The 22929-nt window shown below is 69.0% G+C and carries 31 protein-coding genes and 1 pseudogene; 16 read left to right on the top strand and 16 right to left on the bottom strand.

Annotation, left to right across the window (positions count from 1 at the left end; genetic code table 11):
- Positions 1 to 25: 25 nt before the first annotated feature.
- Together MQH10_RS02905 and MQH10_RS02900 are read left to right on the top strand one after the other, a co-directional pair.
- Positions 26 to 505, top strand: coding sequence for a GNAT family N-acetyltransferase (locus MQH10_RS02905; protein WP_242562561.1), 480 nt, complete (start codon positions 26 to 28; stop codon positions 503 to 505).
- Positions 502 to 1116 carry a GNAT family N-acetyltransferase gene (locus MQH10_RS02900; RefSeq protein ID WP_242562560.1) on the top strand — a complete coding sequence of 205 codons (615 nt, stop codon included), beginning with the start codon at positions 502 to 504 and terminating at the stop codon, positions 1114 to 1116. Before MQH10_RS02905 ends, MQH10_RS02900 begins: the two co-directional genes overlap by 4 nt.
- A 1-nt stretch (position 1117) precedes the next feature.
- Here the strand turns inward: MQH10_RS02900 and MQH10_RS02895 are convergent, their stop codons facing one another.
- The 3 genes from MQH10_RS02895 to MQH10_RS02885 form a co-directional block, all read right to left on the bottom strand.
- Positions 1118 to 1561, bottom strand: a complete 444-nt coding sequence (locus tag MQH10_RS02895; RefSeq protein WP_242562559.1) for a hypothetical protein — start codon at positions 1559 to 1561, stop codon at positions 1118 to 1120.
- A gap of 123 nt (positions 1562 to 1684) precedes the next feature.
- A complete protein-coding gene (locus tag MQH10_RS02890; protein ID WP_242562558.1) occupies positions 1685 to 2614 on the bottom strand; it encodes an SDR family NAD(P)-dependent oxidoreductase in 930 nt (309 codons plus the stop codon).
- Positions 2615 to 2646: 32 nt separating this feature from the next.
- On the bottom strand, positions 2647 to 3909 hold the full coding sequence (locus MQH10_RS02885; RefSeq protein WP_242562557.1) for an MFS transporter: 1263 nt from the start codon (positions 3907 to 3909) through the stop codon (positions 2647 to 2649).
- A gap of 108 nt (positions 3910 to 4017) precedes the next feature.
- Between MQH10_RS02885 and MQH10_RS02880 the strand changes: the two genes are divergently transcribed.
- Positions 4018 to 4329, top strand: a complete 312-nt coding sequence (locus tag MQH10_RS02880; RefSeq protein ID WP_336605034.1) for a hypothetical protein — start codon at positions 4018 to 4020, stop codon at positions 4327 to 4329.
- Here MQH10_RS02880 and MQH10_RS02875 read toward each other — a convergent pair.
- The gene (locus MQH10_RS02875) at positions 4310 to 4570 is read right to left on the bottom strand and encodes a hypothetical protein (RefSeq protein WP_242562556.1); all 261 of its coding nucleotides are present in this window, start codon (positions 4568 to 4570) and stop codon (positions 4310 to 4312) included. The genes MQH10_RS02880 and MQH10_RS02875 overlap by 20 nt on opposite strands.
- Positions 4567 to 4716, bottom strand: a complete 150-nt coding sequence (locus MQH10_RS02870; protein ID WP_242562555.1) for a hypothetical protein — start codon at positions 4714 to 4716, stop codon at positions 4567 to 4569. The genes MQH10_RS02875 and MQH10_RS02870 overlap by 4 nt, the downstream gene beginning before the upstream one ends.
- A 403-nt stretch (positions 4717 to 5119) precedes the next feature.
- Here MQH10_RS02870 and MQH10_RS02865 point away from each other — a divergent pair, with 403 nt between their 5' ends.
- From MQH10_RS02865 to MQH10_RS02835, 8 genes and pseudogenes are all read left to right on the top strand, one after another.
- The gene (locus MQH10_RS02865) at positions 5120 to 5617 is read left to right on the top strand and encodes a GNAT family N-acetyltransferase (protein ID WP_242562554.1); all 498 of its coding nucleotides are present in this window, start codon (positions 5120 to 5122) and stop codon (positions 5615 to 5617) included.
- Positions 5618 to 5668: 51 nt separating this feature from the next.
- Positions 5669 to 6250, top strand: coding sequence for a DUF1285 domain-containing protein (locus tag MQH10_RS02860; RefSeq protein WP_242562553.1), 582 nt, complete (start codon positions 5669 to 5671; stop codon positions 6248 to 6250).
- A gap of 7 nt (positions 6251 to 6257) precedes the next feature.
- Positions 6258 to 6899 (top strand): NUDIX hydrolase, encoded by a 642-nt coding sequence (locus MQH10_RS02855; protein ID WP_419720747.1) that lies wholly within the window; start codon positions 6258 to 6260, stop codon positions 6897 to 6899.
- Entirely contained in the window at positions 6892 to 7167 is a 276-nt protein-coding gene (locus MQH10_RS02850) for a hypothetical protein (RefSeq protein WP_242562552.1), read from the top strand. The genes MQH10_RS02855 and MQH10_RS02850 overlap by 8 nt, the downstream gene beginning before the upstream one ends.
- Positions 7168 to 7193: 26 nt before the next feature.
- Positions 7194 to 8413 (top strand): annotated as a pseudogene (locus tag MQH10_RS02845) (CCA tRNA nucleotidyltransferase).
- A gap of 10 nt (positions 8414 to 8423) precedes the next feature.
- The gene (locus MQH10_RS26660; RefSeq protein ID WP_336605033.1) at positions 8424 to 8744 is read left to right on the top strand and encodes a type 1 glutamine amidotransferase family protein; all 321 of its coding nucleotides are present in this window, start codon (positions 8424 to 8426) and stop codon (positions 8742 to 8744) included.
- Positions 8717 to 9136 (top strand): type 1 glutamine amidotransferase, encoded by a 420-nt coding sequence (locus MQH10_RS26655; protein ID WP_336605032.1) that lies wholly within the window; start codon positions 8717 to 8719, stop codon positions 9134 to 9136. The genes MQH10_RS26660 and MQH10_RS26655 overlap by 28 nt, the downstream gene beginning before the upstream one ends.
- A gap of 47 nt (positions 9137 to 9183) precedes the next feature.
- Complete coding sequence (locus MQH10_RS02835) at positions 9184 to 9924, top strand: Isoquinoline 1-oxidoreductase subunit (RefSeq protein ID WP_242562551.1); 741 nt, start codon at positions 9184 to 9186, stop codon at positions 9922 to 9924.
- Here the strand turns inward: MQH10_RS02835 and MQH10_RS02830 are convergent.
- The 3 genes from MQH10_RS02830 to MQH10_RS02820 are packed head-to-tail and all read right to left on the bottom strand — an operon-like array spanning position 9921 to position 11874.
- Positions 9921 to 10541 carry a GNAT family N-acetyltransferase gene (locus tag MQH10_RS02830; RefSeq protein ID WP_242562550.1) on the bottom strand — a complete coding sequence of 207 codons (621 nt, stop codon included), beginning with the start codon at positions 10539 to 10541 and terminating at the stop codon, positions 9921 to 9923. The two genes, MQH10_RS02835 and MQH10_RS02830, sit on opposite strands and share 4 nt — an antisense overlap.
- Entirely contained in the window at positions 10538 to 11416 is an 879-nt protein-coding gene (hemF, locus tag MQH10_RS02825; RefSeq protein WP_242562549.1) for an oxygen-dependent coproporphyrinogen oxidase, read from the bottom strand. Before hemF ends, MQH10_RS02830 begins: the two co-directional genes overlap by 4 nt.
- Positions 11413 to 11874: a tRNA (cytidine(34)-2'-O)-methyltransferase gene (locus MQH10_RS02820; RefSeq protein WP_242562548.1), complete on the bottom strand. Its 462-nt coding sequence runs from the start codon at positions 11872 to 11874 to the stop codon at positions 11413 to 11415. The genes hemF and MQH10_RS02820 overlap by 4 nt, the downstream gene beginning before the upstream one ends.
- A gap of 201 nt (positions 11875 to 12075) precedes the next feature.
- Between MQH10_RS02820 and petA the strand changes: the two genes are divergently transcribed.
- From petA to MQH10_RS02795, 4 genes are all read left to right on the top strand, one after another.
- Positions 12076 to 12630: a ubiquinol-cytochrome c reductase iron-sulfur subunit gene (gene petA / locus MQH10_RS02810; RefSeq protein WP_336605031.1), complete on the top strand. Its 555-nt coding sequence runs from the start codon at positions 12076 to 12078 to the stop codon at positions 12628 to 12630.
- 5 nt (positions 12631 to 12635) lie between these two features.
- A complete protein-coding gene (locus tag MQH10_RS02805) occupies positions 12636 to 13955 on the top strand; it encodes a cytochrome b (RefSeq protein WP_242562547.1) in 1320 nt (439 codons plus the stop codon).
- Positions 13956 to 13961: 6 nt separating this feature from the next.
- The gene (locus tag MQH10_RS02800) at positions 13962 to 14807 is read left to right on the top strand and encodes a cytochrome c1 (RefSeq protein WP_242562546.1); all 846 of its coding nucleotides are present in this window, start codon (positions 13962 to 13964) and stop codon (positions 14805 to 14807) included.
- A 141-nt stretch (positions 14808 to 14948) separates the two neighbouring features.
- Entirely contained in the window at positions 14949 to 15881 is a 933-nt protein-coding gene (locus MQH10_RS02795) for a CPBP family intramembrane glutamic endopeptidase (protein WP_242562545.1), read from the top strand.
- Here the strand turns inward: MQH10_RS02795 and MQH10_RS02790 are convergent.
- Genes MQH10_RS02790 through MQH10_RS02780 form a run of 3 tightly spaced genes read right to left on the bottom strand, consistent with a single transcriptional unit; the run spans position 15856 to position 18053 of the window.
- Positions 15856 to 16662: a pepsin/retropepsin-like aspartic protease family protein gene (locus MQH10_RS02790; protein WP_242562544.1), complete on the bottom strand. Its 807-nt coding sequence runs from the start codon at positions 16660 to 16662 to the stop codon at positions 15856 to 15858. The genes MQH10_RS02795 and MQH10_RS02790 overlap by 26 nt on opposite strands.
- Positions 16663 to 16701: 39 nt before the next feature.
- Entirely contained in the window at positions 16702 to 17382 is a 681-nt protein-coding gene (locus tag MQH10_RS02785; protein ID WP_242562543.1) for a dienelactone hydrolase family protein, read from the bottom strand.
- Between the two features lie 2 nt (positions 17383 to 17384).
- A complete protein-coding gene (locus MQH10_RS02780) occupies positions 17385 to 18053 on the bottom strand; it encodes a dienelactone hydrolase family protein (protein WP_242562542.1) in 669 nt (222 codons plus the stop codon).
- A 151-nt stretch (positions 18054 to 18204) separates the two neighbouring features.
- On the opposite strand from MQH10_RS02780, the gene MQH10_RS02775 reads away from it, so the two are divergent.
- Complete coding sequence (locus tag MQH10_RS02775; RefSeq protein ID WP_242562541.1) at positions 18205 to 18444, top strand: hypothetical protein; 240 nt, start codon at positions 18205 to 18207, stop codon at positions 18442 to 18444.
- Here MQH10_RS02775 and ychF read toward each other — a convergent pair.
- The 5 genes from ychF to MQH10_RS02750 form a co-directional block, all read right to left on the bottom strand.
- Positions 18434 to 19531, bottom strand: a complete 1098-nt coding sequence (ychF, locus tag MQH10_RS02770) for a redox-regulated ATPase YchF (RefSeq protein WP_242562540.1) — start codon at positions 19529 to 19531, stop codon at positions 18434 to 18436. The two genes, MQH10_RS02775 and ychF, sit on opposite strands and share 11 nt — an antisense overlap.
- 72 nt (positions 19532 to 19603) lie before the next feature.
- Entirely contained in the window at positions 19604 to 20350 is a 747-nt protein-coding gene (locus tag MQH10_RS02765; RefSeq protein ID WP_242562539.1) for a tetratricopeptide repeat protein, read from the bottom strand.
- Positions 20351 to 20362: 12 nt separating this feature from the next.
- Entirely contained in the window at positions 20363 to 20974 is a 612-nt protein-coding gene (gene pth / locus MQH10_RS02760; RefSeq protein WP_242562538.1) for an aminoacyl-tRNA hydrolase, read from the bottom strand.
- A 27-nt stretch (positions 20975 to 21001) separates the two neighbouring features.
- Positions 21002 to 21601, bottom strand: a complete 600-nt coding sequence (locus tag MQH10_RS02755) for a 50S ribosomal protein L25/general stress protein Ctc (RefSeq protein WP_242562537.1) — start codon at positions 21599 to 21601, stop codon at positions 21002 to 21004.
- Between the two features lie 126 nt (positions 21602 to 21727).
- Positions 21728 to 22738 carry a hypothetical protein gene (locus MQH10_RS02750; protein WP_242562536.1) on the bottom strand — a complete coding sequence of 337 codons (1011 nt, stop codon included), beginning with the start codon at positions 22736 to 22738 and terminating at the stop codon, positions 21728 to 21730.
- Positions 22739 to 22929 lie beyond the last annotated feature (191 nt).

Raw genomic sequence — 22929 nt, 5'->3', positions numbered from 1 at the left:
CCGCGAGCGCCCGACAATACCATCCATGACCGTCACCGTCCGCCCCGCCGCCCCCGCCGACGCCGCCCTGATCCACGGATTCATCCGGGCGCTGGCCGATTATGAGAAGCTGCTGCACGAGGTGGAGGCGAGCGAGGCCGATATCGCGGGCCATCTGTTCGGGGCGAACCCGCGCCTGTTCTGCGACATCGCCGAGGCCGACGGGCGACCGGTGGGCTTCGCGGTGTGGTTCTACAACTACTCGACTTTCCTGGGCCGCCACGGGATCTATCTGGAGGACCTGTTCGTGGTTCCCGAAGCCCGCGGCCTGGGGGCCGGCAAGGCCCTGCTGCGCCGACTGGCCCAGCGCTGCCGCGAGGAGGGCCTGGCGCGGCTGGAATGGTCGGTGCTGAACTGGAACGCGCCCTCCATCGCCTTCTATGACAGCCTGGGCGCCGGAGCCCAGACCGAGTGGACCGTGCGCCGCCTGACCGGCGAACCCCTGGCGGCGCTGGCGGGATCATGAGCGCCCCACCCAAAACTGTCCTGGTCGCGAAGCCGGAGGAAGAGGCCGCGATCCGCAACGCCGTGCGCACCGTCGATCCCCTGACGCTCGGGCCTGGGCGGGTGATCGCCGGGCCGGAACACGCGGCCTCGCTCACCGCCATGCTGGCCGATCCCCGGGTCTCGGACCCGATCTATGACCTGCCGCGGCCGATCACCGAGGCCAATGTCGCCGCCTGGATCGCCGAAGCCGCCCGGCAGCGGCAGGCAGGGGAGGGGCTGCTTGTGCTGTCCCTGGACCCGCAGGGACAGGTCGCCGGCTATTCCAAGTTCAGCGTCTGGCCGGACCGGTCCTCGGCCGAGATCGCCGGGGCCACCCGCGCCGACCTCCAGGGCCAGGGCAATGGCGGCAAGGGGGCGGCGCATTCCTTCGGCTGGATGTTCCAGGAGCTGGGGGTGCGGCTGATCGGCCTGACCGCCGCCCTCGACAATGTCCGCTCGGCCAAGGTGATCGAGGCGGCGGGGTTCGTGTCGATGGGCGAGCGCGAGGCGGTGCGGCCGGACGGGACCATCCGCCGGTCGCTCTATTGGGAGATGACGCGGGACCAGTGGGCCCACGCCCACCGGCTCTAGCTCAGACTGAGATGTCGATGATCATCGGGGCGGCGGGCTTGCCGGCCTTGGCGTCGGCCTGGGCCTTGCCCTCCAGGTCGGTCTTCATCACGTCCTTGATCCGCCGGGTGATCTCTTCCTGGATCGCGGTTTCCATCGAGGTGCGCGAGGTCTGGTCCATGCCGGCCAGGCCTTCCTCGGTCAGGCCCTTCTCCTGCAGGATCTGGGCGCGAATCTTGGCCTTCAGCGCCTCGAACTTCTGCTCCTGGGCCCAGGCATAGAGGCCCTTCTTCTTCACCTCGTCGAGCAAGGCCTGGTTGGCCGCCTTGGCCGCGTCCGCGGCGGCTTTGGCCTTGTCGGCGGGGGTCTGGGCGTCGGTCGATGCTGCAGGCGTGCTTCCCAGTCCCAGCGCAGAGGCCAGGGCCTGGGCCTGGGCGGGGCTGAAGCCGGAAACGTTCAACGACAAGGGCGGGCCTCCCGGAGTGGATTAACCACGCCAAGCAAGACCGGCGCCAACCGGGAGATGTGAAAACGGCGGCGATCCGTGGGGATCGCCGCCGCCTGCAGTCGTATCGGTTGTAGCTGGGCCTCAGCCGGCCGTGGCCGGCTTGGGCGCAGGCGCGGCCGGAGCCGCGCGGCCGAGGTCGTAGAACTTGGGCGCCATCTGCGGGACGGCTTCCTTGAGGATCGAATCGACGGTCCAGCCCTCTTCCTTGGTGCAGGTCTCGATCGGGCGAGGCTGCGAATAGAGGATGATGTTCTCGCCCGAGGAGCCGAAGATCTGGCCCGACACATGGCTTGCGGCCGGCGCGACCATGGCGACGGAGAAGCGGGCCGGCTGGTCGGCGCGGATCTTCTCGGCCATCACCGCGCGGCGGGCCGCGGCGGCCTCGTCCTTCACCGGCACCGACTGGGTCATGCGGGTCCAGGCGACCGGGGCCAGACAGTTGGAACGCACATTGTTGCGCGCCCCTTCCATGGCGATGATCCGCGACAGGCCGGCGATGCCCATCTTGGCCGCGCCGTAATTGGCCTGGCCGACATTGCCGAACAGGCCCGAGGTCGAGGTGAAGAACATGTAGGCGCCGTCGTTCTGGTCGCGGAACAGTTCGATGGTGGCGCGGGCGACGTTGAAGCTGCCGCGCATGTGCACGTCGATGACGCGGTCCCAGTCGTCCTCGGTCATCTTGTGGAACATCACGTCGCGCAGAATGCCGGCCGGATTGATCACCGCATGCAGGCCGCCGAAGGTGTCGAGCGCCTGCTCGACCATGCCCTGGACCGCCTTGTAGCTGGTGACGCTGTCGGAATTGGAGGCCGCTTCGCCGCCGGCGGCGCGGATTTCCTGAGCGACCATCTCGGCCGGACCCGCCGAACCCTCGTCCTCGCCCTTGAGCCCGCCGCCCAGGTCATTGACCAGGACCTTGGCGCCTTCGGCCGCGGCGATCAGGGCCGCCTCACGGCCAATGCCGTTGCCGCCCCCCGTGACCAGAACAACTTTTCCTGAAAGAGCACCCATCAAATCATCTCCCTAAAAAATAATACCGCCAGCTATTCGAGCCGGTCGGCCTTGCGCAAGGCGGGAAACAGTTTGGCCCAGGCGCCGGTGACGATCAACGCACCGACCCCGCCGAACACCGCGCCGCCGATCGGGCCCAGGAAGCGCGCCACGACGCCGCTCTCGAATTCGCCGAGCTCGTTGGAGGCGCCGATGAACAGGGAGGAGACGGCGGCCACCCGGCCGCGCATCTGGTCGGGGGTGACGATCTGCACCAGGGTCTGGCGGACATAGACGCTGAGCATGTCGGCGCCGCCCAGGACGGCCAGGGCCGCCACCGACAGTGGCAGGGACCGCGAGAGGCCGAAGACGATGGTGGCCGCGCCGAACACGGCCACCCCGCCGAACATGATCAGGCCGGCGTGCCGGCGGATCGGATAGCTGGCCAGGAGGATCGCCACGGCCGTGGCCCCCATCGCGGGGCCGGCGCGCAAGAGGCCGAAGCCCTCCGGCCCGATCTTCAGGATGTCGCGGGCGAAGACCGGCAGGAGCGCCGTCGCCCCGCCCAGCAGCACGGCGAACAGGTCGAGCGAAATGGCCCCGAACACGATCTTGTTGGTCCAGACATAGGCCAGGCCCTCCTTCATGAGCGCCCAGCGCGAGCCGGGCTGGACCTGGGGCCGGGTGTCGGTGGTGATGGCGGCCACGCACAGGCCGGCCAGGGCGTAGAGGCCCACCGTGACCATGTAGGACAGGCCGGCCGACTGGGAGACCAGGATTCCGCCGAGCGCCGGGCCCAGGATCGAGCCGCCCTGCCAGGCCAGGGAGTTCCAGGCGATCGCCCGCGGCAGCAGGGTCTTGGGCACCAGCATCGGGCCCATGGCGGTGGAGGACGGGCCCATGAAGGCGCGGCTCGCCCCGAACAGGGCCGACAGGCCGAGGAGCAGGGGAATGCTGGCGAAATGGAAGATCGCCGCGCAGGCCAGGATCACCGCCGTCGTCGTCTCGCCGAGATAGCAAAGCAGCAGCACGGTCTTGCGGTTGTGGCGGTCGGCGGTCTCCCCGGCCGGCAGGGCCAGGAGGAAGACCGGGATGAAGGCGGCCAGGCCGATCATGCCCACATAGAAGGCCGACCGTTCGACGCTCATGGTCTCGCGGGCCACGGCGTACATCTGCCAGCCAAGCGCCACGCTCTGGATCTGCACCCCAAGCGTCGAGGCCACACGGGAGATCCAGAACACCATGAAGTCGCGCCGGCCCAGGAGGGCGGAGACGGTGTTGGCGGGCGGGGCGTCGGCGGGGGAGGGGTCGGACATGGGCCGCGCAACTTGGCCCGAGGGGGACGCTGGGGCAATGCCGCGCGGGCTCGCATTTTTCAAAGCGCGCTATCAGCGACTCTCAAGGCCCGATAGAGGGCGGAGACCGTGGAGGGCGAGACCGTGTCGGGCTGGGTGATCGGGGTGATGGTGGAACTGCCGGGCGAGCCCGCCCCGATCCGCCACTATTACGCCGTGGGCTTCGAGGATCGCGCCAAGTCCGAGTGGATGGCGCTCGACGCCGGGCAACTCGCCGGCCGCATCGCCTCCAGCCCCTACAAGGGCCAGGAGCCCGTGCAGATGCTGAGCGCGCTCACCCCGGCGCGCATGAAGACGCTGGGGCTGAAGCCGGGGGAAGTCCGCGCGCTCGGCGTGAACTGGCCCCGGCGCTGGATGGAGCCTACTTCGTCGCCCCCGTGATTTCCTTGATCAGCACCTGGACGCGGGCCTTGGCGCCCGACGCCCACATGGCGCGCAGGGTGGCGAGGGTCTCGGCGGCCTGGTCCTCCATTCGCCAATCGCAGGCGACGAACTGGCAGTCCTTGAACACCGGGGCCTTGCCGCCCGCATAGACCATGCGGCAGTCGCGGAATTCGCAGCCATCGAAATATTCGCCGTCCAGGGTGACGGTCTCGTGGTTGTAGCTGATGGCGGTGGTCATGACGCGGATCCTTCGCCGTTGCCGGCGTTATCGGGGTTCTGGGCGGCCTTTTCGCTGGCCTTCGCGGCGGCCTTCTGGGCGGCCTTGACCGCCTTCTGGCGGTCCCGCTCCATGCGTTCGAACTGGTAGTTGGGCTTGCGCGCCATGAGCGATTCCTTTCGCGGCCGGCGAAACAGCCGCCGGCTTGGATCTAACGGGAGTGGGGAAAGGCCCTGGATCGCAGGCCGGACCCGGACGCCGAAGCTCACGCTCCAGCCGGTGGCGATAGCCGTGACCCCATCTGCGGAGTCTTAGGCCAGGGGGCTTCAGACGCCCTCAGCGGCCCCCGCGTCAAGGAAGAACCGCGCGCGGCTCGAATTTGCCGCGGGTCTCGCGCATTGACGACCGGGGTCCTTGGCCCTATTTCGCCCCCTTCGATCGAACCGGGTCCCACGTCCATGCGACGACTGCGACGAACCGGGCGCGCCCGCCGCGCCGCCTGACCTCCGCCCCGCCCGCGGCCCGCCCGCGGTGACGGGATCGTCGCATTTCGCGCCCAGAGTTCCCGCCATGATCGCTTCCAAGACCGCCGCTTCGGCGCCGGATATCCGTTCCGAACAGCCCCAGGACGACGCCGCCATCGAGGCGCTGCTGGACCACGCCTTCGGGCCCGGCCGCTTCGTGAAGTCGTCCGAGCGCGTCCGTGAATTCGCCGAGTTCCGCCCCGACCTGTCCTTCTGCGCCTGGGACGGCGACCGCCTGGTCGGCTCGGTCCGGATGTGGAAAATCCATATCGGAGACGCGCCCGCCATCTTCCTGGGGCCGCTGGCGGTGATGGCCGACCAGCGCAAGGCCGGCGCCGGCGGACTGCTGGTCGAGCGCGCCTGCCAGGCGGCCGAGGCCGCGGGCTTCCCCCTGGTGCTGCTGGTGGGCGACGGTCCCTATTTCCAGCGCTTCGGATTCAGCGCCGAGCACACCCGCGGCGTGCGCATGCCGGGGCCGGTCGATCCGCGCCGGGTGCTGGCGCGGGGCGCGACCGGGCCGCTTTCCGGCGACGTCCGCGCCTGATCGGCCGACCATGTGGTTGAGGTGGGGCCGGCGTGGCCCTACCTTGGCGACATGGCGACCTCCACCGACAGCAAGACCGGCCTCGACGGCGTGATCGCCGCGGCCAAAGCCCAGGCCCCCGGCCGCGGCCTGCCCCCCGTCCATCTCTGGAATCCGCCCCACTGCGGCGACATCGACATCGTCATCAAGAAGGACGGCCTGTGGTTCCACGAGGGCACGCCGATCGGGCGCGAAGCCCTGGTGCGGCTGTTCTCCACCGTCCTGCGCAAGGACCCGGACGGCTATCACCTGGTCACGCCGGTCGAGAAGATGCGGATCACGGTGGAGGACGCGCCCTTCATCGCCGTCCGGGTCGACCGCGAGGGCGGGGCGCTCAAGTTCCTGACCAATGTCGGGGACGAGGTCGAGGCCGGGCCCGACAACCAGATCCGGGTCGAGATGGACCCCAAGACCGGCGAGCCGCGTCCCTATCTGCACGTCCGCCGGGGGCTTGAGGCCCTGATCGCGCGGCCGGTGTTCTATGAGCTGGTCGAGCTCGCCGAGGAGCGCGAGACGCCCGAGGGCCCGCAGCTGGGCGTCGCCTCCAACGGCGCCTGGTTCCCGGTGGGCCCGGTCGGCGCGCACCGTCTGTGAGCCGCCCGTGAGCCCGGCCGCCCCCGCCGCCGACTTGCGTGACTGGATCGTCGGCCACCTCGATCCCCTGGAGGAGGGAGGCGGGGCGGTCGGCGCCTCCGACTTCGACCTGTCGCCGCATGCCCGCCCCGCGGCGACCACGCCGCTCACCCCCGCCTCGGTGCTGGTGGGACTGATCGAGCGGGAGCACGGCTATTCGGTCCTGCTGACCAAGCGGGTTGACACGCTTCGCCGACACGCGGGCCAGATCGCCTTTCCCGGCGGGCGGCGCGATCCCGGCGAGACCCCCTGGGGCGCGGCCCTGCGCGAGGCGCACGAGGAAGTGGGGCTGCATCCCGACTTCGTGACCCTGGGCGGACTGTCCTCGCCCTATCAGACGGGCACCGGCTATCTGATCACCCCGGTGGTGGGCTTCATCCGGCCGGGCTTTGACCTCGTCCCCAATCCGGACGAGGTGGCCGACATCTTCGAGACCCCGTTCGGCTTCCTGATGGATCCGGCCAATCACGAGGAGCACGAGCGCGAGGGACCCGACGGCGAGAAACGGCGTTTCTACGCCATGACCCACGAGGACCGCTTCATCTGGGGCGCGACGGCGGGCATGCTGCGGGCGCTCTACACCCGCCTCTATGGAGCCGCCGTTGCCTGAGGCCCTGGCCTGGCGGGCTCTGCTCGTCGCAACCCCCTTCGCCGTCTGGTTCCTGTGGCGGGCGATCGCCCTGCGGACGGGCCGGCCCATGGGCTCGACGCCCTGGCCCTGGCTCGCGGCTGTGGGCGCCGTGCTGTTGGGGCTTTCGCTGATGGCCGGCGCCGTGCTCCATGGAGACAATCGCGGCGAGACCTATGTTCCAGGTCAGGTCGCGGCCGACGGGCGCGTGACGCCCGCGCGCTTTGAGAAGAGAGCCGTTCACAAGTGACCGAGACCATCGGCCGACGCCCCTGGATGACGACCCCGCAGGCGACCGCGGTGCTGGACGCCCTGGAAGCCAAGGGCGGGGCCGGCTGCGCCCGGTTCGTCGGCGGCTGCGTGCGCAATACGATTCTCAACCGGCCGATTGACGACATCGACATCGCCACCACTCTGACGCCGGACGAGGCGACCGAGGCGCTGGAGGCCGCCGGCCTGAAGGCCGTGCCGACCGGGGTCGAGCACGGCACGATCACGGCGGTGGCCGACGGCGCGCCGTTCGAGGTCACCACCCTGCGCCGGGACGTCTCCACCGACGGCCGCCGGGCCGTGGTGGCGTTCAGCCAGGACTGGGCCGAGGACGCCCAGCGCCGAGACTTCACCCTGAACGCCATCTACGCCGATCGCGAGGGGACCCTGTTCGATCCCACGGGGCGCGGGGTGACCGATGCGCGGGCCGGCCGCATCGTCTTCGTCGGCGATCCCATGACCCGGATCCGCGAGGACTATCTGCGCATCCTGCGGTTCTTCCGGTTCCTGGCCTGGTACGGCAAGGGCGAGCCGGACGCCAAGGCGCTGGCCGCCTGCAAGGCGCTGCGCGACACCCTGTCGGGCCGCCCTGCCGAGCGGACGATCAAGGAACTGCTGAAGCTGCTGTCGGCCGACGAGCCGCGGCCGGCGCGAAGCTGATGAGCGAGGCCGGCGTGCTGGGCAAGATCCTGCCGTTCTGCACGAGCCTCGACCAATTCAACGGCCTGGTGGAGATCGAGACCAGCCAGCTGTTCGAGAATGACGCCGTCCTGCGGCTGGCGACGCTGGTCCCCGACGACCAGGTCAGCGTCGCCAAGGCGGCCGAGAGCCTGCGCCTGTCCAACGACGTCCGCGACCGGCTGGTCGCCGCCATGGGCAAGACCCCGCGGATCGCCAGCTGGATGAGCCCGCGCGAAAGCCGCCGCGCGGTCTATCAGATCGGGGTGCGGGCCTTCACCGACCGGGTGAAGCTGGCCTGGGCCAAGTCCCGCCGGTCGGCGGCCAATCACCAGTGGCGCGGCCTGCTGGCGCTGGGCGAAAGCTGGGCCCCGCCGCCGTTCCCGCTGAACGGCGACGACGTCATCAACGCCGGCGTGCCCAAGGGGCCGATGGTCGGCGAGGTGCTGCGCGAGGTCGAGGACTGGTGGATCGACCACGACTTCCTGGACGACAAGTTCTCGGCCATCGAGAAGCTGAAGGCGGTCGCCCAGGGCATGGCTTACTAGGCAGGGGCAAATGAAGCTCGCCATTCTCGAGACCGGGGTTCCGCCGGAGGGCGTGCGCGACCAGTTCGGCGACTATCCGTCGATGTTCCGCACCCTGTTCGGGGCGGACGCCTATGACTACGCGACCTTCGACGTCCAGGCCGGCCAGTTGCCGGCTCGCGCCGAGGACTATCCGGCCTATGTGGTCACCGGCTCCTCGGCGGGGGTCTACGATCCCTTGCCCTGGATCGACCCGCTGAAGGACTTCCTGGTCCAGGCCAAGGGCGCGCGGCCCTGGTGGGCGTCTGCTTCGGCCACCAGATCATGGCCGAGGCTTTCGGCGGCAAGGTGATCAAGTCGCCCAAGGGCTGGGGCATCGGCCTGCACCGCTATGACGTGCGCGAGGGCCGGCCGTGGATGGACGCGGCGCCCAGCCTCGCCGTGCCGGCCTCGCACCAGGACCAGGTGGTCGAGCTGCCGCCCGGCGCCCGGGTGGTGGCGGCCAATGATTTCACGCCCTTCGGCATGCTGGCCTATGGCGACCAGCCGGCGATCTCCGTCCAGCTGCATCCGGAGTTCGAGCCCGCCTACGCCAAGGCCCTGATCGAGAACCGGCGCGGGACCCGCTACACCGACGCCGAGGCCGACGCCGCGCTCGCCACCTATGAGGCGCCGGACGACCGGCTGCGGCTGGGCAGCTGGATCCAGGATTTCCTGAGGCAGGCAACGCTTCGGGCCGACTGACCGTTTCCTGTGCCGACGCGCGTCAGCGTCGGACAGGATGGCCTCTCATGCGCACCTCCAGCGAGATCCTCGCAGTCGCCGCCGCAAGCCTGGCGGTGCTGGTCGCCGTGCGCGTCGCCACCGCCGCCCCGGCCGATCCGCCCTCACCCACGGCGGCGGCCGTGCTGAACGAGATGCGGCAGACCGTGTCGCTGAAGCCGGCCTCTGCTTTTGGCGGAATCGCCGATCCCAAGGCGCGGTCGGTCGCCCTGTTCCGGGAGATGGGCAAGGTCATCACCCATCCGCGCTGCGCCAATTGCCACCCGGCCGAGCACCCGGCCCAGGGCAATGACCGCCATCTGCATATGCCGCTGGTGTCGCGCGGACCGGACGGACACGGGGAGGGGCTGCCCTGCGCCTCCTGCCACACCGGCGGGAACGTGTGGGTGGGCGGGACCCGGATCGTCACCATCCCCGGCCATCCGAATTGGGGCCTGGCGCCCGCCTCCATGGCCTGGCAGGGCAAGACGCTCGCCGAGATCTGCGCCCAGCTGAAGGACCCGGCCCGCAACGGCGGGCGGACCCTGGCCCAGATCCAGGATCACATGGCCCATGACGATCTGGTCGGCTGGGGCTGGAACCCCGGGGCGGGCCGGACGCCGGCGCCGGGAACCCAGGCGCAATTGGGTGAGCTGACCCAGGCCTGGATCGACACGGGCGCCGTCTGTCCCGCGCCCGGCGGGACGCGGGTTCCGACCCATGATCCGGCGGCCAAGACGGCGGCGGTGAGGCTGACGCCGGTCGGCTAGAGGTCCAGCACCATCCACACCGTGCCCGGCCAGGGCGGATCGACGGCGAAGCGCCGGAAGCCGTAGCGGTCATAGAAGCGCAGGGCGCGGGCGTTGCCGGCGCTGCAGCCCAGGTGCACGCCGTTCGCGCCGCGGGCCTTCAGCAGGTCCAACCAGGTCGTGACCAGCCGCTCCCCCAGGCCCTGGCCCTGCAGCCGGGGCAGCAGGTTGATATGCAGATGGGCCGGATAGGCGTCGGTCAGGGGCCGGGGCGTGGCGATTGGCCGGTGGATGCGGGCGGCCCGCTGCTGGTCGGCGTTGCGCGCGGCGAAGGGGATGTCCTTGGGATCGGCATAGAGGGGCCGGACCCTGGGCCACCATTCCGCCTCCAGCCGCGCGTCGAAGGCCACGGTGTCGTCGGTCCCCACCATGTAGGCGGCGACGCCCTCGGCGTCCTCGATCACCAGGGCGAGGTCCGGCCGCAGCACGGCGTAGGGGGCGGCGTAGATCTCGCCGACGATGCGCGGCTCGGCGTGCAAATGGCTGGCGTCGCCGCCGCTGGCCGAGGTCTTCAGGCAGATGTCGTAGAGCGCGTCGAGATCGCCCGGCCGATAGGGGCGGATCTCGGCCCGGCTCACAGCCAGGCCACCATGGGGGGCATGGAGGACAGGATGGTCTCGATGTTGCCGCCCGCCTTCAGGCCGAACATGGTGCCGCGGTCATAGAGCAGGTTGAACTCGACATAGCGGCCGCGGCGGACCAGCTGCTCCATGCGGTCCTGCTCGGTCCAGGTCTCGCTCATGCGCCGGCGCACGATCTTCGGATAGACCTCCAGGAAGGCCTCGCCCACCGCGCGGGTGAAGGCGAAGTCGGTCTCGAAGTCGCCGGTGTCGTGGCGGTCATAGAAGATGCCGCCGACGCCTCGGGTCTCCTTGCGGTGGGGCAGGTAGAAATATTCGTCGCACCAGGCCTTGTACTTCTGGTGCCATTCCGGATGGAACGCGTCGCAGGCCGCCTGCATGGCGGCGTGGAATTCGACCGCGTCCTCCGCCTCCTGGCTGCGCTGGACATCGACCATCGGCGTCAGGTCCGCCCCGCCGCCGAACCAGCTGACCGCCGTCGATAGGAAGCGGGTGTTCATGTGCACGGTCGGAATCCGCGGCGAAACGGGGTGGATGATCAGGCTGATCGAGGCCGAGACATAGGACGGGTCCTTATCGGCGCCCGGCATCTGGGCGGCCATTTCCGGCGAGAACCGCGCGGTCGCCGCCGAGGTGTGGACCCCGGCCTTCTCGAACAGCCGCCCCTTCAGATGGCCGCCGATTCCGCCGCCGACCCCGGTCTCGCGGGTCCAGGGGCGCATGTCGAAACGTCCCGGGTCGCCGGGAAACAGCTCGGGCGACGCTTCGTCCTCCAGAGCGTGAAGCGCGGCGACGATCCGGGACTGGAGGTCCTCGAACCAGGTCTTGGCGCGGGCGCGGCGGGCGTCGATTTCGGGAGGCAGGCTCGTCATGGGACAAGGGGCTTAGGCATTTGGCCGGTCTGGCGCAACGCTTCGGACAGCGCGATCGCGGCCGAGACGGTGACGTTCAAGGACCTCATTCCGGGCATCAGCGGAATATAGACCCTTTCGTCGCAGGCCTCGTGAACCTCGTCCGGCACGCCTGCGCTTTCACGACCGAACAGCAGGGCGTCGTCGGGGCGGAATGCGAAATCGCCGAACGGCTGGGCGCCCTTCGTCGTGAAAAGCACAATGCGTCCAGGGCATTGTTGGCGGAATTCCGCCCACCCAGGATGGCGTTTGACCACCCCAGGGTCGCCATAGTCCATGGCCGCGCGGCGAATGCCCTTGTCGGAAAGGGGGAAGCCGCAGGGCTCTATGACGTGCACGGGGGTCCCCAGACACGCGCCGAGACGAAGAGCCGCGCCAAGGTTTTGCGGAATGTCCGGTTGAAAAAGCGCCATGAGCATTCTAAGCGATCCAGCCACGGGATTTGACGGGGCAAGGTGCGAATCACGGAAGGCGAAAACGCTCAAGGGGCGTATAGCCAGTCCGCGGATTCTTCCCGCTCCAGAGTTAGATTTCGTCAGGGCCTTTACCAGAGCTTCTGGGCGGGTCGAAGACGGGCGTAGGGCATCCAGTCCACGCCCCAACCGAAGGGTAGCTTTAAGGTGGCCGACACCGTCGTGGGCGCAAATCCCGATCCTCATGCCGCGGGCGAAGACCCGAACCGGCGCGACTTCATTCACATCGCCGCCACGGTCGCGGCCGTCGGCGCCGTCGGCGGTCTCGCCTGGCCGTTCATCGATCAGATGAACCCGGCCGGCGACACCCTGGCGCTTGCCTCGGTGGAGTTCGACCTGAACAAGGTCGAGCTGGGCCAGCAGGTCACGATCAAGTGGCGCGGCAAGCCGCTGTTCATCCGGCGGCGCACCGGCAAGGAGATCGCCGCGGCGATCAAGGACGATCACGCCGATCTGCGTGATCCGGCGACCGACGAGTCGCGGCACAAGCCGGGCAAGGCCGAATGGCTGATCCTGATCGGCACCTGCACCCACCTGGGCTGCGTGCCGACCTTCGGCGGCGGCGACTTCGGCGGCTGGTTCTGCCCCTGCCACGGTTCGCACTACGACACCTCCGGCCGGATCCGTAAGGGCCCCGCGCCGAAGAACCTGGTGGTGCCGGATTACGCCTTCCTGTCGGACAGCAAGGTCAAGGTGGGCTGAGGACCATGAGCGGACATTCCAATTACGAGCCGAAGACCGGCTTCGAGCGCTGGCTCGACGTTCGACTGCCGATCGTGCGCCTGGCGTACGACAGCATGGTCGACTTCCCGACCCCGAAGAACCTGAACTACTGGTGGACCTTCGGCGGCATTCTGGCGGTCTGCCTGGCCATCCAGATCGTGACCGGCGTCGTGCTGGCCATGCACTATGTGCCCCACGTCGACTACGCCTTCGCCTCGGTCGAGCGCATCATGCGCGACGTGAACTACGGCTGGCTGGTGCGCTACATGCACGCCAACGGCGCCTCGATGTTCTTCATCGCGGTCTATATCCACATCTTCCGCGGCCTCTATTACGGGTCCTACAAGGCCCCCCGCGAAGTGCTCTGGATCCTGGGCTGCGTGATCTACCTCCTGATGATGGCCACGGCCTTCATGGGCTACGTCCTGCCCTGGGGCCAGATGAGCTTCCACGGCGCGGTGGTGATCACCAACCTGTTCGGCGCCCTGCCGGTGGTCGGCCCCTCGATCACGACCTGGCTGTGGGGCGGCTTCGCTGTGGATGACCCCACCCTGAACCGCTTCTTCTCGCTGCACTACCTGCTGCCGTTCATGATCGCCGGCGTGGTGATCCTGCACATCTGGGCGCTGCACGTGCCGGGCAACAACAATCCGGCCGGCGTGAACGTGAAGTCCAAGGCCGACACCGTGCCCTTCCACCCGTACTATACGGTGAAGGACGGCTTCGCGATCGCGGTCTTCCTGATCATGTTCGCCAGCTTCGTGTTCTTCAATCCGAACGCGCTGGGCGACGCCGTGAACTACGTCCAGGCCAACCCGCTGGTCACCCCGGCCCACATCGTTCCGGAATGGTACTTCCTGCCGTTCTACGCGATCCTGCGCGCGGTTCCGGACAAGCTGATGGGCGTGCTGCTGATGTTCGGCGCCATCGCGATGCTGTTCATCCTGCCCTGGCTGGACACCTCGAAGGTGCGCTCCATGCGCTACCGCCCGACCGCCAAGCTGTACTTCCTGATCTTCGTGGTGGCCTGCCTGGTGCTGGGCTTCTGCGGCGGCAAGCTGCCGGACGCCCACGTGATCCCGGGTCTGTCGACCTTCACCCTGATCGACGCCGACCTGAACTCCATGGTCTGGCTGAGCCGGGTTTCGGCCCTCTACTACTTCGCCTACTTCCTGGTCATCCTGCCGGTCCTGGGTCTCACCGAGACCCCGCTGCCCCAGCCGGAATCGATCTCGGAGCCGGTGCTTTCGCATTCCGCCAACGCGCCCGCCGGCGCCGCGGCTTCGCCTGAAAAGAGGGGTTGAGTTCAGATGCTGCGGAAAACTATCGCGCTCGCGGCGCTGGGACTCGCCTTCATCGCCGCTCCGGCGATGGCGGCCTCCTCGCAAGCCGAACCCAAGGACGTCCACTGGTCGTTCGAAGGCCCGTTCGGCAAGTTCGATCAGGCTCAGCTGCAACGGGGCTACAAGGTCTATCGGGAGGTCTGCTCGGCCTGCCACTCGATGAACCTGATGAGCTTCCGGAACCTCGGCCAGAAGGGTGGTCCCTTCTATGACGAGAAGTACAAGAACCCGAACGACAACCCGTATGTGAAGTCGATCGCCAAGGACTATCAGGTCAACGATATCGACTCTGAGACCGGCGACGTCGTCCAGCGTCCGGCCACCTCGGCCGACCGGTTCCCGAACCCGTTCCCGAACGAGCCCGCGGCTCGCGCGTCGAACGGCGGGGCTCTGCCGCCGGATCTGTCGACCATGGCCAAGGCCCGCGAGGGCGGCCCGCGCTATATCTACTCCCTGCTGACCGGCTATGAAGAGGCCCCCGCGGGCCTGACCCTGCCGGCCGGCAAGCACTACAACCCCTACTTCCCGGGCGACCTGAGCGGCTCTTGGGCCGGTCCGGCGACCAAGGTTCCGGAAGGCGGCGCCATCGGCATGCCGCCGCCGCTGGCCGCCGACAAGGTGACCTTCGACGACGGCACCAAGGCGACCCTGGAACAGGAAGCCAAGGACGTGGCCGCGTTCCTGACCTGGGCCTCCGAGCCCAAGATGGAAGAGCGCAAGTCGTTCGGCCTGGCGGCGATGATCTATCTCCTGATCTTCACCGGCCTGCTGTACGCCAGCTACAAGCGCATCTGGCGGAACGTCTCCCACTAAGGGGCGGCAAGCCAGCGAGACTTCGAGAAGGCCCCGGATGTTCCGGGGCCTTTTTCGTTACGGCCGGGTCATGAAAAACGATAAGTTGCAGGGGCTTGCGCCGCCCGTCATAGCCGCCCTTCGAACCTGGGGAGGTTGCTGATGACCAATTCGACGCCCGGCGGCCGCGCCGCCGCCATCGCCTATGGGGGCGGTTACCTCGCGATCTGGGCGGCGGCTGTCGCCTATCTCTATGCGCACAAAGCCGACTGGACCTTTCCGCTGATCTCGCTCGGTGTGTTCGGCGTCCTGCTGTCGGGCCTGGCCTGGGGACTGACCCGCAAGGCCCGTCCAGGGGCGATCGAGGTGCGTCGACCCGGGCTCGAGCTGGGCGCGGTGCTGGCCTATCTGGCGGTCTATGCCGTGGTCTTCCTGGGCTGGGGCATGGGCGCCCTGCGCGAGGCGGTCCCGGCCGGTCAGGGCCAGGAGCTCGCCGTCCTGGCCGTGAAGCTCGCCGTGCATGTGGTGGGGCCGGCCCTGCTGCTCGCCGCGCTGGGCGCACGCCTCTGGCCCCTGGCGGGCGGGGCGGCGGCTGCCAAGGGGTTCTGGCCGACCCTCATCGTCCTGGGGGCCATCCTGCTGGGCCTGCTCAGCGTGGTCAGCCCCAGCCTCAAGCAGATCGCGGCCCTGCATCCGCCCCTTCAGGACCTGGTCTGGGCCGCGCCCCTGGCCTTCGTCTGGCTGGCCCTGGAAGCGGGCCTCTGCGAGGAGTTCCTGTTCCGCGCCGTGCTGCAGACCCGCCTGTCGGCGGTGCTTCGCAGCGAGGTCGGGGCCGTGGTGATCGGCGCCCTGGTCTTCGCCCTGTGCCATGCGCCGGGGCTCTATCTGCGGGGCTCGCCGGATGTGGACGGCTATTCCACCGATCTCGTGCAGGTCGTGGCCTTCACGATCGCGACCCTGTCGCCCATCGCCCTGTTGTTCGGCCTGATCTGGGCCCGGACCCGCAACCTGCTGCTGGTGGTGCTGCTGCACGCCTGCGTCGACGTCCTGCCGCAGATTCCCGACACGCTCAGGGTCTGGGCGGGGCTGCATTGAGCGGCGCCAGGACCACCTGGCGGCCGGGATAGTCGATCCGCAGCCGCCAGGCGGCGAGCCTTGGCGGCCCGATGGCGCCGATCGCCCCCGGCGGCAGGTCCGCATCGGCGAGCAGGCCGACGGTCAGGTTCTCCCACAACTGGCCCGCCAGGGACGCCGCCCGCAGGCGCGCGCGCCAGGCGCCATAGGGCAGGAGCTCCGCGGGCTTGGCGGCTCCGGGGGCGCTGGCATAGGCCTCGGACAGCCTGAGCCCCGTGTCCGCGCCGGTGGCGATGACGAAGGGGCCCGAGCGCGCCCTCGGACCGTCTGAAACGGCGGCGGTGACAGCCGGCGCATCCCCAGGGAGCGCGAAGGCCATCGTCTGGCCGCCGCGAAAGCGAGGGGCCTGGCTTGGCGCGGACAACCTCACCCGGCACGGGGCGAAGCGGATGTCGACCACATAGGCCGACAGGATGTCGGCGCCGATCACGCCGGCGATCGGTGTCGGGAAGGCCCAGGTCCGGGCGTCCAGGTCGGACACGGCGACCGGGCGATCGCGCAGAACCCGGCCGGCCAGCCACACGTCTCCGGTCAGGCTGGTCCCCGCATAGCCCTCGCTCTGGGCGCGGGTCTCGTGCAGCACCGTGTGCGGGGCGGCGGTGTCGAGGATGTAGTCGCCGGCGGCGCCGGCCACGCTGGCGGAGACTACCAGGACCCCCTGGTCCAGCCAGCAGCGCATCTCGCCCGCCGGGGGCGCGGCGGCGAACGCCACCAGGGCGAAAAGGGGCAGGGCCGGCTTCACGCCGGGGAGCCTAGCCCCGCCCGGCCGCCTCGCGGTAGCTCAGACCTCGCTGCGGCCGCCGCCATTGCGGGCGAAGACCTGCAAGGTGCGCAGCCGGGCCAGCCTTGCGCTGTCGGCGTCATAGTCGGCCCGCCGGTCGGAGACGAAGCCGTGGCCGGCGGGATACTGGTGGATCGGCAGGTCGGGGTGCTGGGCCTCGATCTCGGCGATGCGCTCCGGCGGGATCGAGGCGTCGGTCTTGCCGAAGTGCAGGATGATCGGAACCTTGGGCGTCTCGTCCTTCAGCTCGCTGATCCGCCGGCCATAGAAGGCGGAAGCCGCCGACAGCCCCTCGCAGCGGCAGGCCGCCAGCCAGGTCGCCGCCCCGCCCCAGCAGAAGCCGGTGACGAAGACCGGCGGCGCCAGGGCGTCGATCGCCGCCTGCAGGTCGCCGGCCACCTGGTCCCAGGGGGTTTCGGTCGAGTACTTCACGCCCTTGGCGATGGCGGCCTCGCTGTAGTCGGCCTCGAAGCCCGGTTCGATCCGGTCGTAGAAGCTGGGCGCGATCACCTCATAGCCGTCCTCGGCGAAGCCGTCGCAGAGCTCGCGGATGTGGTCGGTGACCCCGAAGATCTCCTGCACCAGCACCAGCCCGCCCCGCCGGGCGTCGGAGACGCCGGCGTGGTAGGCGGCCAGTTCGAAGCCGTCGAAGCGGCTCTTCAGGCGGATCGTCTCGCCCATGCTCAGGCCGCGGCGAAGAGGTCGAGGGTGCGCTGGCGGGCGAGGTCGGCGCTGGCCTGGTTCAGGCGCTGCGGGTCCTCGTTGTTGAAGCCGTGGCCGGCGTCCTCGTAGATGTAGACGGGCACGTTCGGATTGGCGGCCTGGACGGCGGCCTTCACCTCATCGGCCGGGATCATCGCGTCCTTGCGGCCCAGATGGACGATCACCGGACACTTGGGCGTCTTGTCGGCGTTGGCCTGGACCATGCTGCCGTAATAGCTGGAGCCGGCCGCGAAGCCGTCCAGCTGGCAGGCCGCCAGCCAGGTCAGGGACCCGCCGTAGCAGTAACCCACCACGAACACCTTGCCGGCGGGCGCCATGGCGGCGCGGCAGGCGTCGATATCGGAGAGCGCCTGGTCCAGCGGGGTGGCGCGCGCGTGGGTGACGCCGGCGGTCATGCCGTCCGCGTCATGGCCGGCGGTGAAGCCCGGCTCGCGGCGGTCGTAAAGCGAGGGGGCGATGGCCTCGTAGCCCAGCTCGGCCCAGCGATCGACGTCGCGGCGGATGTGCTCGTCGATGCCGAAGATCTCCTGGATCACCACCACCCCGCCCTTGCGTTCGCCCTTGGGCGCCGCGCGGTAGACGGTGAACTGGAAGCCATCGGCCCCGGCCAGCTTGGAATAGTCGCCCATCATGTCCCTCCCGGATCTTGCCGTCTGAGATAGGCCGGCGGGCGGGGAAGTCCAGGGCGAAGGGGCCCAGTCGCGACGATCCTGGATTGCGCCAGATCAAGGCCGCCGCCCTCAAGGTCCCCATTGTGGGGCTAGGCGATGCGAGGGCGCGATGACGGATGTGACGTTTCGTCTGCTGGACCCGGCGGGCAAGGAGCTGGGCGTCGCGTCCGTGGCGCTCGCCGGGCTGGCGGAGGCCGAGGCGCGCGCCGCCTTGCACCTGAGGGCGTCCCACGGCTTCGACGCGGTCGAGGTCTACGAGGCGGACGCCTTCCTGTTCGCGGTCTCTCGCAACGGAACCTCGGTCTTCCAGCGCGCCGGGCGCGCGGGCCCCGTGCGCCCTAGACGTTGAACCGGAAGTTCATCACGTCGCCGTCGTGGACGACGTATTCCTTGCCTTCCTGGCGGAACTTGCCGGCCTCGCGCGCGCCCGCTTCGCCCTTGAACTTGATGTAGTCCTCATAGGCGATGGTCTCGGCGCGGATGAAGCCCTTCTCGAAGTCGGTGTGGATCACGCCGGCGGCCTGGGGGGCGGTGTCGCCCTTGTGGATCTGCCAGGCGCGGGCTTCCTTCGGCCCCACCGTGAAATAGGTCTGCAGGCCGAGCAGGTGATAGGCCTCGCGGATCAGCTTGTTCAGGCCGGGCTCGGTGAGGCCGAGCGTCTCCAGGAACTCGGCGCGTTCGGCCGGATCGAGCAGGGCGATCTCGCTCTCGATCTGGGCGGAGATCACCACGTGGTCGGCGCCGTCGCGCTTGGCCCGCTCGGCGACCTTGTTGGACAGGTCGTTGCCGGTCGCGGCCGAGGCCTCGTCGACGTTCGAGACGTAGAGCGCGGGCTTGGAGGTGAGCAGCTGGAGCATGCGCCAGGCCTTCTCGTCCTCGGCGGAGACCTCCGCCTTGCGGGCGGGCCGGCCGGCGTTGAGTTCGGTGAGCGCCAGATGGACGAGCTTCAGCGTCTGAGCGCTTTCCTTGTCGCCGGTCTTGGCGCGCTTCTCGAGATTGACGACGCGCTTCTCGAGGCTTTCGAGGTCGGCCAGCATCAGCTCGGTCTCGATGGTCTCCAGGTCGGCCAGGGGATCGACCTTGCCCTCGACGTGGGTGATGTCGTCGTCGATGAAGCAGCGGGCCACGAAGGCGACGGCGTCGCAGTCGCGGATATTGGCCAGGAACTGGTTGCCCAGGCCCTCGCCCTTCGACGCGCCCCGCACCAGGCCGGCGATGTCCACGAAGTTGATCCGCGCCGGAATGATCTCCTTGGACGGGATGATCGCCGCCAGGGCCTCCAGGCGCGGTTCGGGCACGGCCACGTCGCCGGTGTTCGGCTCGATGGTGCAGAACGGATAGTTGGCCGCCTGGGCCGCCGCCGTCTGGGTGAGCGCGTTGAACAGGGTCGACTTGCCGACATTGGGCAGACCGACGATGGCGACTTTCAAAGCCATGGAATTCCTCGGAAAGGAGAGGGGCGTCTTATGGCGAATGGCGCGGCTTAAGGCCAGCGCGCTTCGCCGTCATCAGCTGTTGAGCGCTCCGGCGGCGAGGTCGCGCCAGGCGCGGCCTTCCTTCTGGAACTGGGGATGGGTCTTGGCGATGCGGCGGTCCATGTCCTCGACCATGGCGCGGGCCTCGTCCTTGCGGCCGGTGCGGGCCAGGAAGGCGGCGTAGCGGCCCAGGCCCTCAAGGCCGGGCAGGCGGTCGGCGGCCCATTGATAGGCGGTCTCGGCCTCGGCGTTGCGGCCTACGGCCTCATAGGCCCGTCCGAGCGCCAGGGCGGCGCTGGGCGTGCGTCCGCGGCTTTCGTCCTGGCCCAGGCGGTCCAGCAGCGGCAGGGCCTCTGGCGCCCGTCCCAGCTCGATCAGGGCGTTGGCCCAGCCCAGCAGCAGGACCCCGTCATCGGCATGGATGCCCTGGGCGGCCTGGGCGTAGAGGTCGGCGGCCTCCTGGTGACGGCCCAGCTCGGTCGCGGCGACCGCCAGCCGGCTCTGGTTGCGCACGGTCGGCGCGTCCTCACAGGCCTTCTTGGCCTCGCGATATTCCCGGGTGGGGTCGAGCTTCTCGCGGGCCTGGGACTGGATCTTGCGCACGGTGGGGCCGCGGACCAGCTCCGGCATGACGATGGCGATCAGATAGACCAGCCCGCCGAGCGGCTGGAACGCCAGGATGATCCAGAGCCAGTACATCTCCTTGTGCGTCTTCACGACGTGGACGCACAGGCCGATGGAGAAGCCGAGCGACAGCATGAGCATGAGGATCGGCGACATTCGGACACTCCCTCAGGGGGCGGACTTGCGGGGATCGGACTTCTCGGCCGGCGCAAGCCGCAGCACCTCGGCCTGATACTTCTCATCCTCGCCGGACGCCAGGACAGGCGCGGCCTCGGCGCAGGCTTTCAGAAGCTCCGCCAGCCAGGCCTGGTCGACCTTGTGGAAATCGGAGAGCACATGGCCCATCACCCGGTCCTTGTGGCCGGGATGGCCGACGCCCAGGCGGGCGCGGCGGAAGTCGGGGCCGATATGGGCGGTCACCGAGCGCACGCCGTTATTGCCCGCCGCGCCGCCGCCGGTCTTCATCCGGAAGCGGCCGGGGGCCAGATCGATCTCGTCATAGAACAGGACGAGATCGGCGGGCTTGAGCTTGTAGAACTTGAGCGCCTCGCCGATCGCGCGGCCGGTCTCGTTGTAGAAGGTCTGGGGCTTGAGGATCAGAGCCTTGACCGGGCCCTGATCCGTCTCGATCTCGCCCTCGCGCGCCAGGGACTGGAAGCGCGAGCGTTCGGGACCGAAGCGCCAGCGGCGCGCGATCTCGTCGACGGCCATGAAGCCGACATTGTGGCGATTGCCCGCATAGCGTGGGCCAGGATTGCCCTGCCCCGCCAGGATGATCATGGGCCCCTCCGGGGAGGCGCCGGGGGCTTAGCCCTCGGCGTTCTCGGCGGCTTCGGCCGAGGCCGAGGCGGACGAACCGGCGACGGTGGCCACGACCAGGGTCTTGCCGCCCGCAACCGTCACGCCTTCCGGCAGGACGAAGTTGCCCGCGCGGATGGTGTCGCCGATTTCCAGACCGGTCAGGTCATAGACCAGCTCTTCCGGGATGTGGTCGGCCGGGCAGTTCAGCTCGAGCTCGTGCAGCACCAGGTTCAGAGTGCCGCCCTTCTTCAGGCCGGGCGAGGCTTCGTGGTTCTTGAAGTGAACCGGCACGGCGATCTTGATCTGCTGGTGCTCGTCGACCCGGTACAGGTCGAAGTGCCACGGCTCGTCGGTGACCGGGTGCATGTCAACCGCCTTGGCGATGACCGGCTGGGTCTCTTCGCCGTACTTCAGGGTCACGAGGTGGCCCAGCAGCTTGCCCGTATAGAGCGCCTTGCGGAACTCGTTGGACTTCACGGCGATGGCGACCGGATCCTTGGCTCCGCCATACAGCACGCCAGGAACCTTGCCCTCGGCGCGCGTGGCGCGGGCGCCACCGGTGCCCGTGCGTTCACGGACTTCAACATTCAGAACGATATCGGCCATCGCCTCGCCTCAAAACGAAACCGCCGCGCGATAGGTCCGCGCGGCGACGGACGACCCTCTTGGGGTCGAAAGGTGGGCGTAGATACACAAAACTCCCGGCCGTGGCAACGGCCGCGAGTCTGAGACTTAACGCTTCTTCGCAGATCCCTTGCCGCCGCCCTTGGACGCGGTCTTCTTCGTGGGCTCGTAGGCGTCCGCAACCCGCACTGTGGGAACGAATTTGGCCTCATAGGGCTCGGGCAGGCCCGAGGCTTTGATCACGCAGCGGCCGGTGTCCATCATGATGTGCTGGCCCAGGCAGAACACGTCCTCATAGTGCGGCTTGGCCACGGCCAAGCACTGATAGAGGTTCAGCTTGGCCATGTTCATGCAGAAGCCGACATTGGGTTCGGCCATGATCGCCATGACGTTTTCGAGATTCGCGTCGCCCGCCTCACCCAGCACCGCCAGGGCGGCGACCGCCAGGCTGCGGACCACCACAGGGGTATAGGGGGGCGTCGCGGCCGCCGAAGGCGTCAGGCCCAGGGGCTGGGCGCCGACCACCGCCTGCTGCAGGCGGGCGGTCTCGTCGAGATCGCCGACCAGGGGCGTGGCCGACAGGGCCTTGGCCTGGGACAGGCGCAGGTCGCGATTGGCGACCTCGGACATCGACCACTTCTGCTTCTGGATCGCATAGGCCGACTGCTTCACGGCCTTGCCGGCGTCGTAGAGCTTCTGGCCCTGCTCGCCGAGCGCATTGACCGCCAGGCTGGCGGCGCCCGCCGATCCGGCGATGCCGACCACATAGGCGGGGTTCTGGACGATCTGGGCGGCCACCTGACGGCGCTGCTCCGGATCGACCGAATAGGTGCGCACGGCGGCGACGAACTCGGGATCCTGCAGAGCGGCGACCGCGCCATAGGCGATGGCGCCGCGCAGCAGCTGCACCGGCTCATAGGACGCGCCAACCTTCAGCGAGCGGGCGATCGAATCGCCGTCGGTGAAGTCCGGCGTGATCGCCGTGGCGTGGTTCATGTAATAGCGATAGGCGCTGGCCTGCTCGATCAGCTTGGGCGCAAGGCTCACCGCCGGCGGCGGCGGCGCCGGCGGGGCAGGGGGCGGTCCCTGCTTGCCGTCATCGCAACCGGCCAGGAACACGAGACAGACAGCCGCGGCGCAGCTGCGGTAACACGAAGCGTGGAAGTCATACGGGCGTCTTCCCCAGAACCAGATTTTGTCAGGCTAGCACCTAAGCGCGGGCAGGATTGTGACCGCGATCATTAACCATTTGGTTACCAAGCTTGACCGGTAGGGCAGCTGATCTTGAAGCGGGGCGGGCTGCCAGCCCA

Source organism: Phenylobacterium aquaticum, assembly GCF_022695515.1.
Lineage (GTDB): Bacteria > Pseudomonadota > Alphaproteobacteria > Caulobacterales > Caulobacteraceae > Phenylobacterium > Phenylobacterium aquaticum.
Note: the sequence above shows the minus strand (reverse complement) of the source record. Positions and strands in the feature narration are given on the sequence as shown.

Bases quoted from the DNA above. Each gene is read 5' to 3' on its own strand.
- MQH10_RS02775 (WP_242562541.1), top strand. From the start codon at position 18,205: ATGACGGATGTGACGTTTCGTCTGCTGGACCCGGCGGGCAAGGAGCTG.
- MQH10_RS02860 (WP_242562553.1), top strand. From the start codon at position 5,669: ATGGCGACCTCCACCGACAGCAAGACCGGCCTCGACGGCGTGATCGCC.
- pth (WP_242562538.1), bottom strand. From the start codon at position 20,974: ATGATCATCCTGGCGGGGCAGGGCAATCCTGGCCCACGCTATGCGGGC.
- MQH10_RS02780 (WP_242562542.1), bottom strand. From the start codon at position 18,053: ATGGGCGACTATTCCAAGCTGGCCGGGGCCGATGGCTTCCAGTTCACC.
- MQH10_RS02870 (WP_242562555.1), bottom strand. From the start codon at position 4,716: ATGGCGCGCAAGCCCAACTACCAGTTCGAACGCATGGAGCGGGACCGC.
- MQH10_RS02835 (WP_242562551.1), top strand. From the start codon at position 9,184: ATGCGCACCTCCAGCGAGATCCTCGCAGTCGCCGCCGCAAGCCTGGCG.
- MQH10_RS02805 (WP_242562547.1), top strand. From the start codon at position 12,636: ATGAGCGGACATTCCAATTACGAGCCGAAGACCGGCTTCGAGCGCTGG.
- MQH10_RS02875 (WP_242562556.1), bottom strand. From the start codon at position 4,570: ATGACCACCGCCATCAGCTACAACCACGAGACCGTCACCCTGGACGGC.
- MQH10_RS26655 (WP_336605032.1), top strand. From the start codon at position 8,717: ATGGCCGAGGCTTTCGGCGGCAAGGTGATCAAGTCGCCCAAGGGCTGG.
- MQH10_RS02890 (WP_242562558.1), bottom strand. From the start codon at position 2,614: ATGGGTGCTCTTTCAGGAAAAGTTGTTCTGGTCACGGGGGGCGGCAAC.
- MQH10_RS02765 (WP_242562539.1), bottom strand. From the start codon at position 20,350: ATGTCGCCGATCCTCATGCTCATGCTGTCGCTCGGCTTCTCCATCGGC.
- MQH10_RS02885 (WP_242562557.1), bottom strand. From the start codon at position 3,909: ATGTCCGACCCCTCCCCCGCCGACGCCCCGCCCGCCAACACCGTCTCC.
- hemF (WP_242562549.1), bottom strand. From the start codon at position 11,416: ATGACGAGCCTGCCTCCCGAAATCGACGCCCGCCGCGCCCGCGCCAAG.
- MQH10_RS02800 (WP_242562546.1), top strand. From the start codon at position 13,962: ATGCTGCGGAAAACTATCGCGCTCGCGGCGCTGGGACTCGCCTTCATC.
- MQH10_RS02820 (WP_242562548.1), bottom strand. From the start codon at position 11,874: ATGCTCATGGCGCTTTTTCAACCGGACATTCCGCAAAACCTTGGCGCG.
- MQH10_RS02785 (WP_242562543.1), bottom strand. From the start codon at position 17,382: ATGGGCGAGACGATCCGCCTGAAGAGCCGCTTCGACGGCTTCGAACTG.
- MQH10_RS02795 (WP_242562545.1), top strand. From the start codon at position 14,949: ATGACCAATTCGACGCCCGGCGGCCGCGCCGCCGCCATCGCCTATGGG.
- MQH10_RS02905 (WP_242562561.1), top strand. From the start codon at position 26: ATGACCGTCACCGTCCGCCCCGCCGCCCCCGCCGACGCCGCCCTGATC.
- ychF (WP_242562540.1), bottom strand. From the start codon at position 19,531: ATGGCTTTGAAAGTCGCCATCGTCGGTCTGCCCAATGTCGGCAAGTCG.
- MQH10_RS26660 (WP_336605033.1), top strand. From the start codon at position 8,424: ATGAAGCTCGCCATTCTCGAGACCGGGGTTCCGCCGGAGGGCGTGCGC.
- MQH10_RS02865 (WP_242562554.1), top strand. From the start codon at position 5,120: ATGATCGCTTCCAAGACCGCCGCTTCGGCGCCGGATATCCGTTCCGAA.
- MQH10_RS02755 (WP_242562537.1), bottom strand. From the start codon at position 21,601: ATGGCCGATATCGTTCTGAATGTTGAAGTCCGTGAACGCACGGGCACC.
- MQH10_RS02900 (WP_242562560.1), top strand. From the start codon at position 502: ATGAGCGCCCCACCCAAAACTGTCCTGGTCGCGAAGCCGGAGGAAGAG.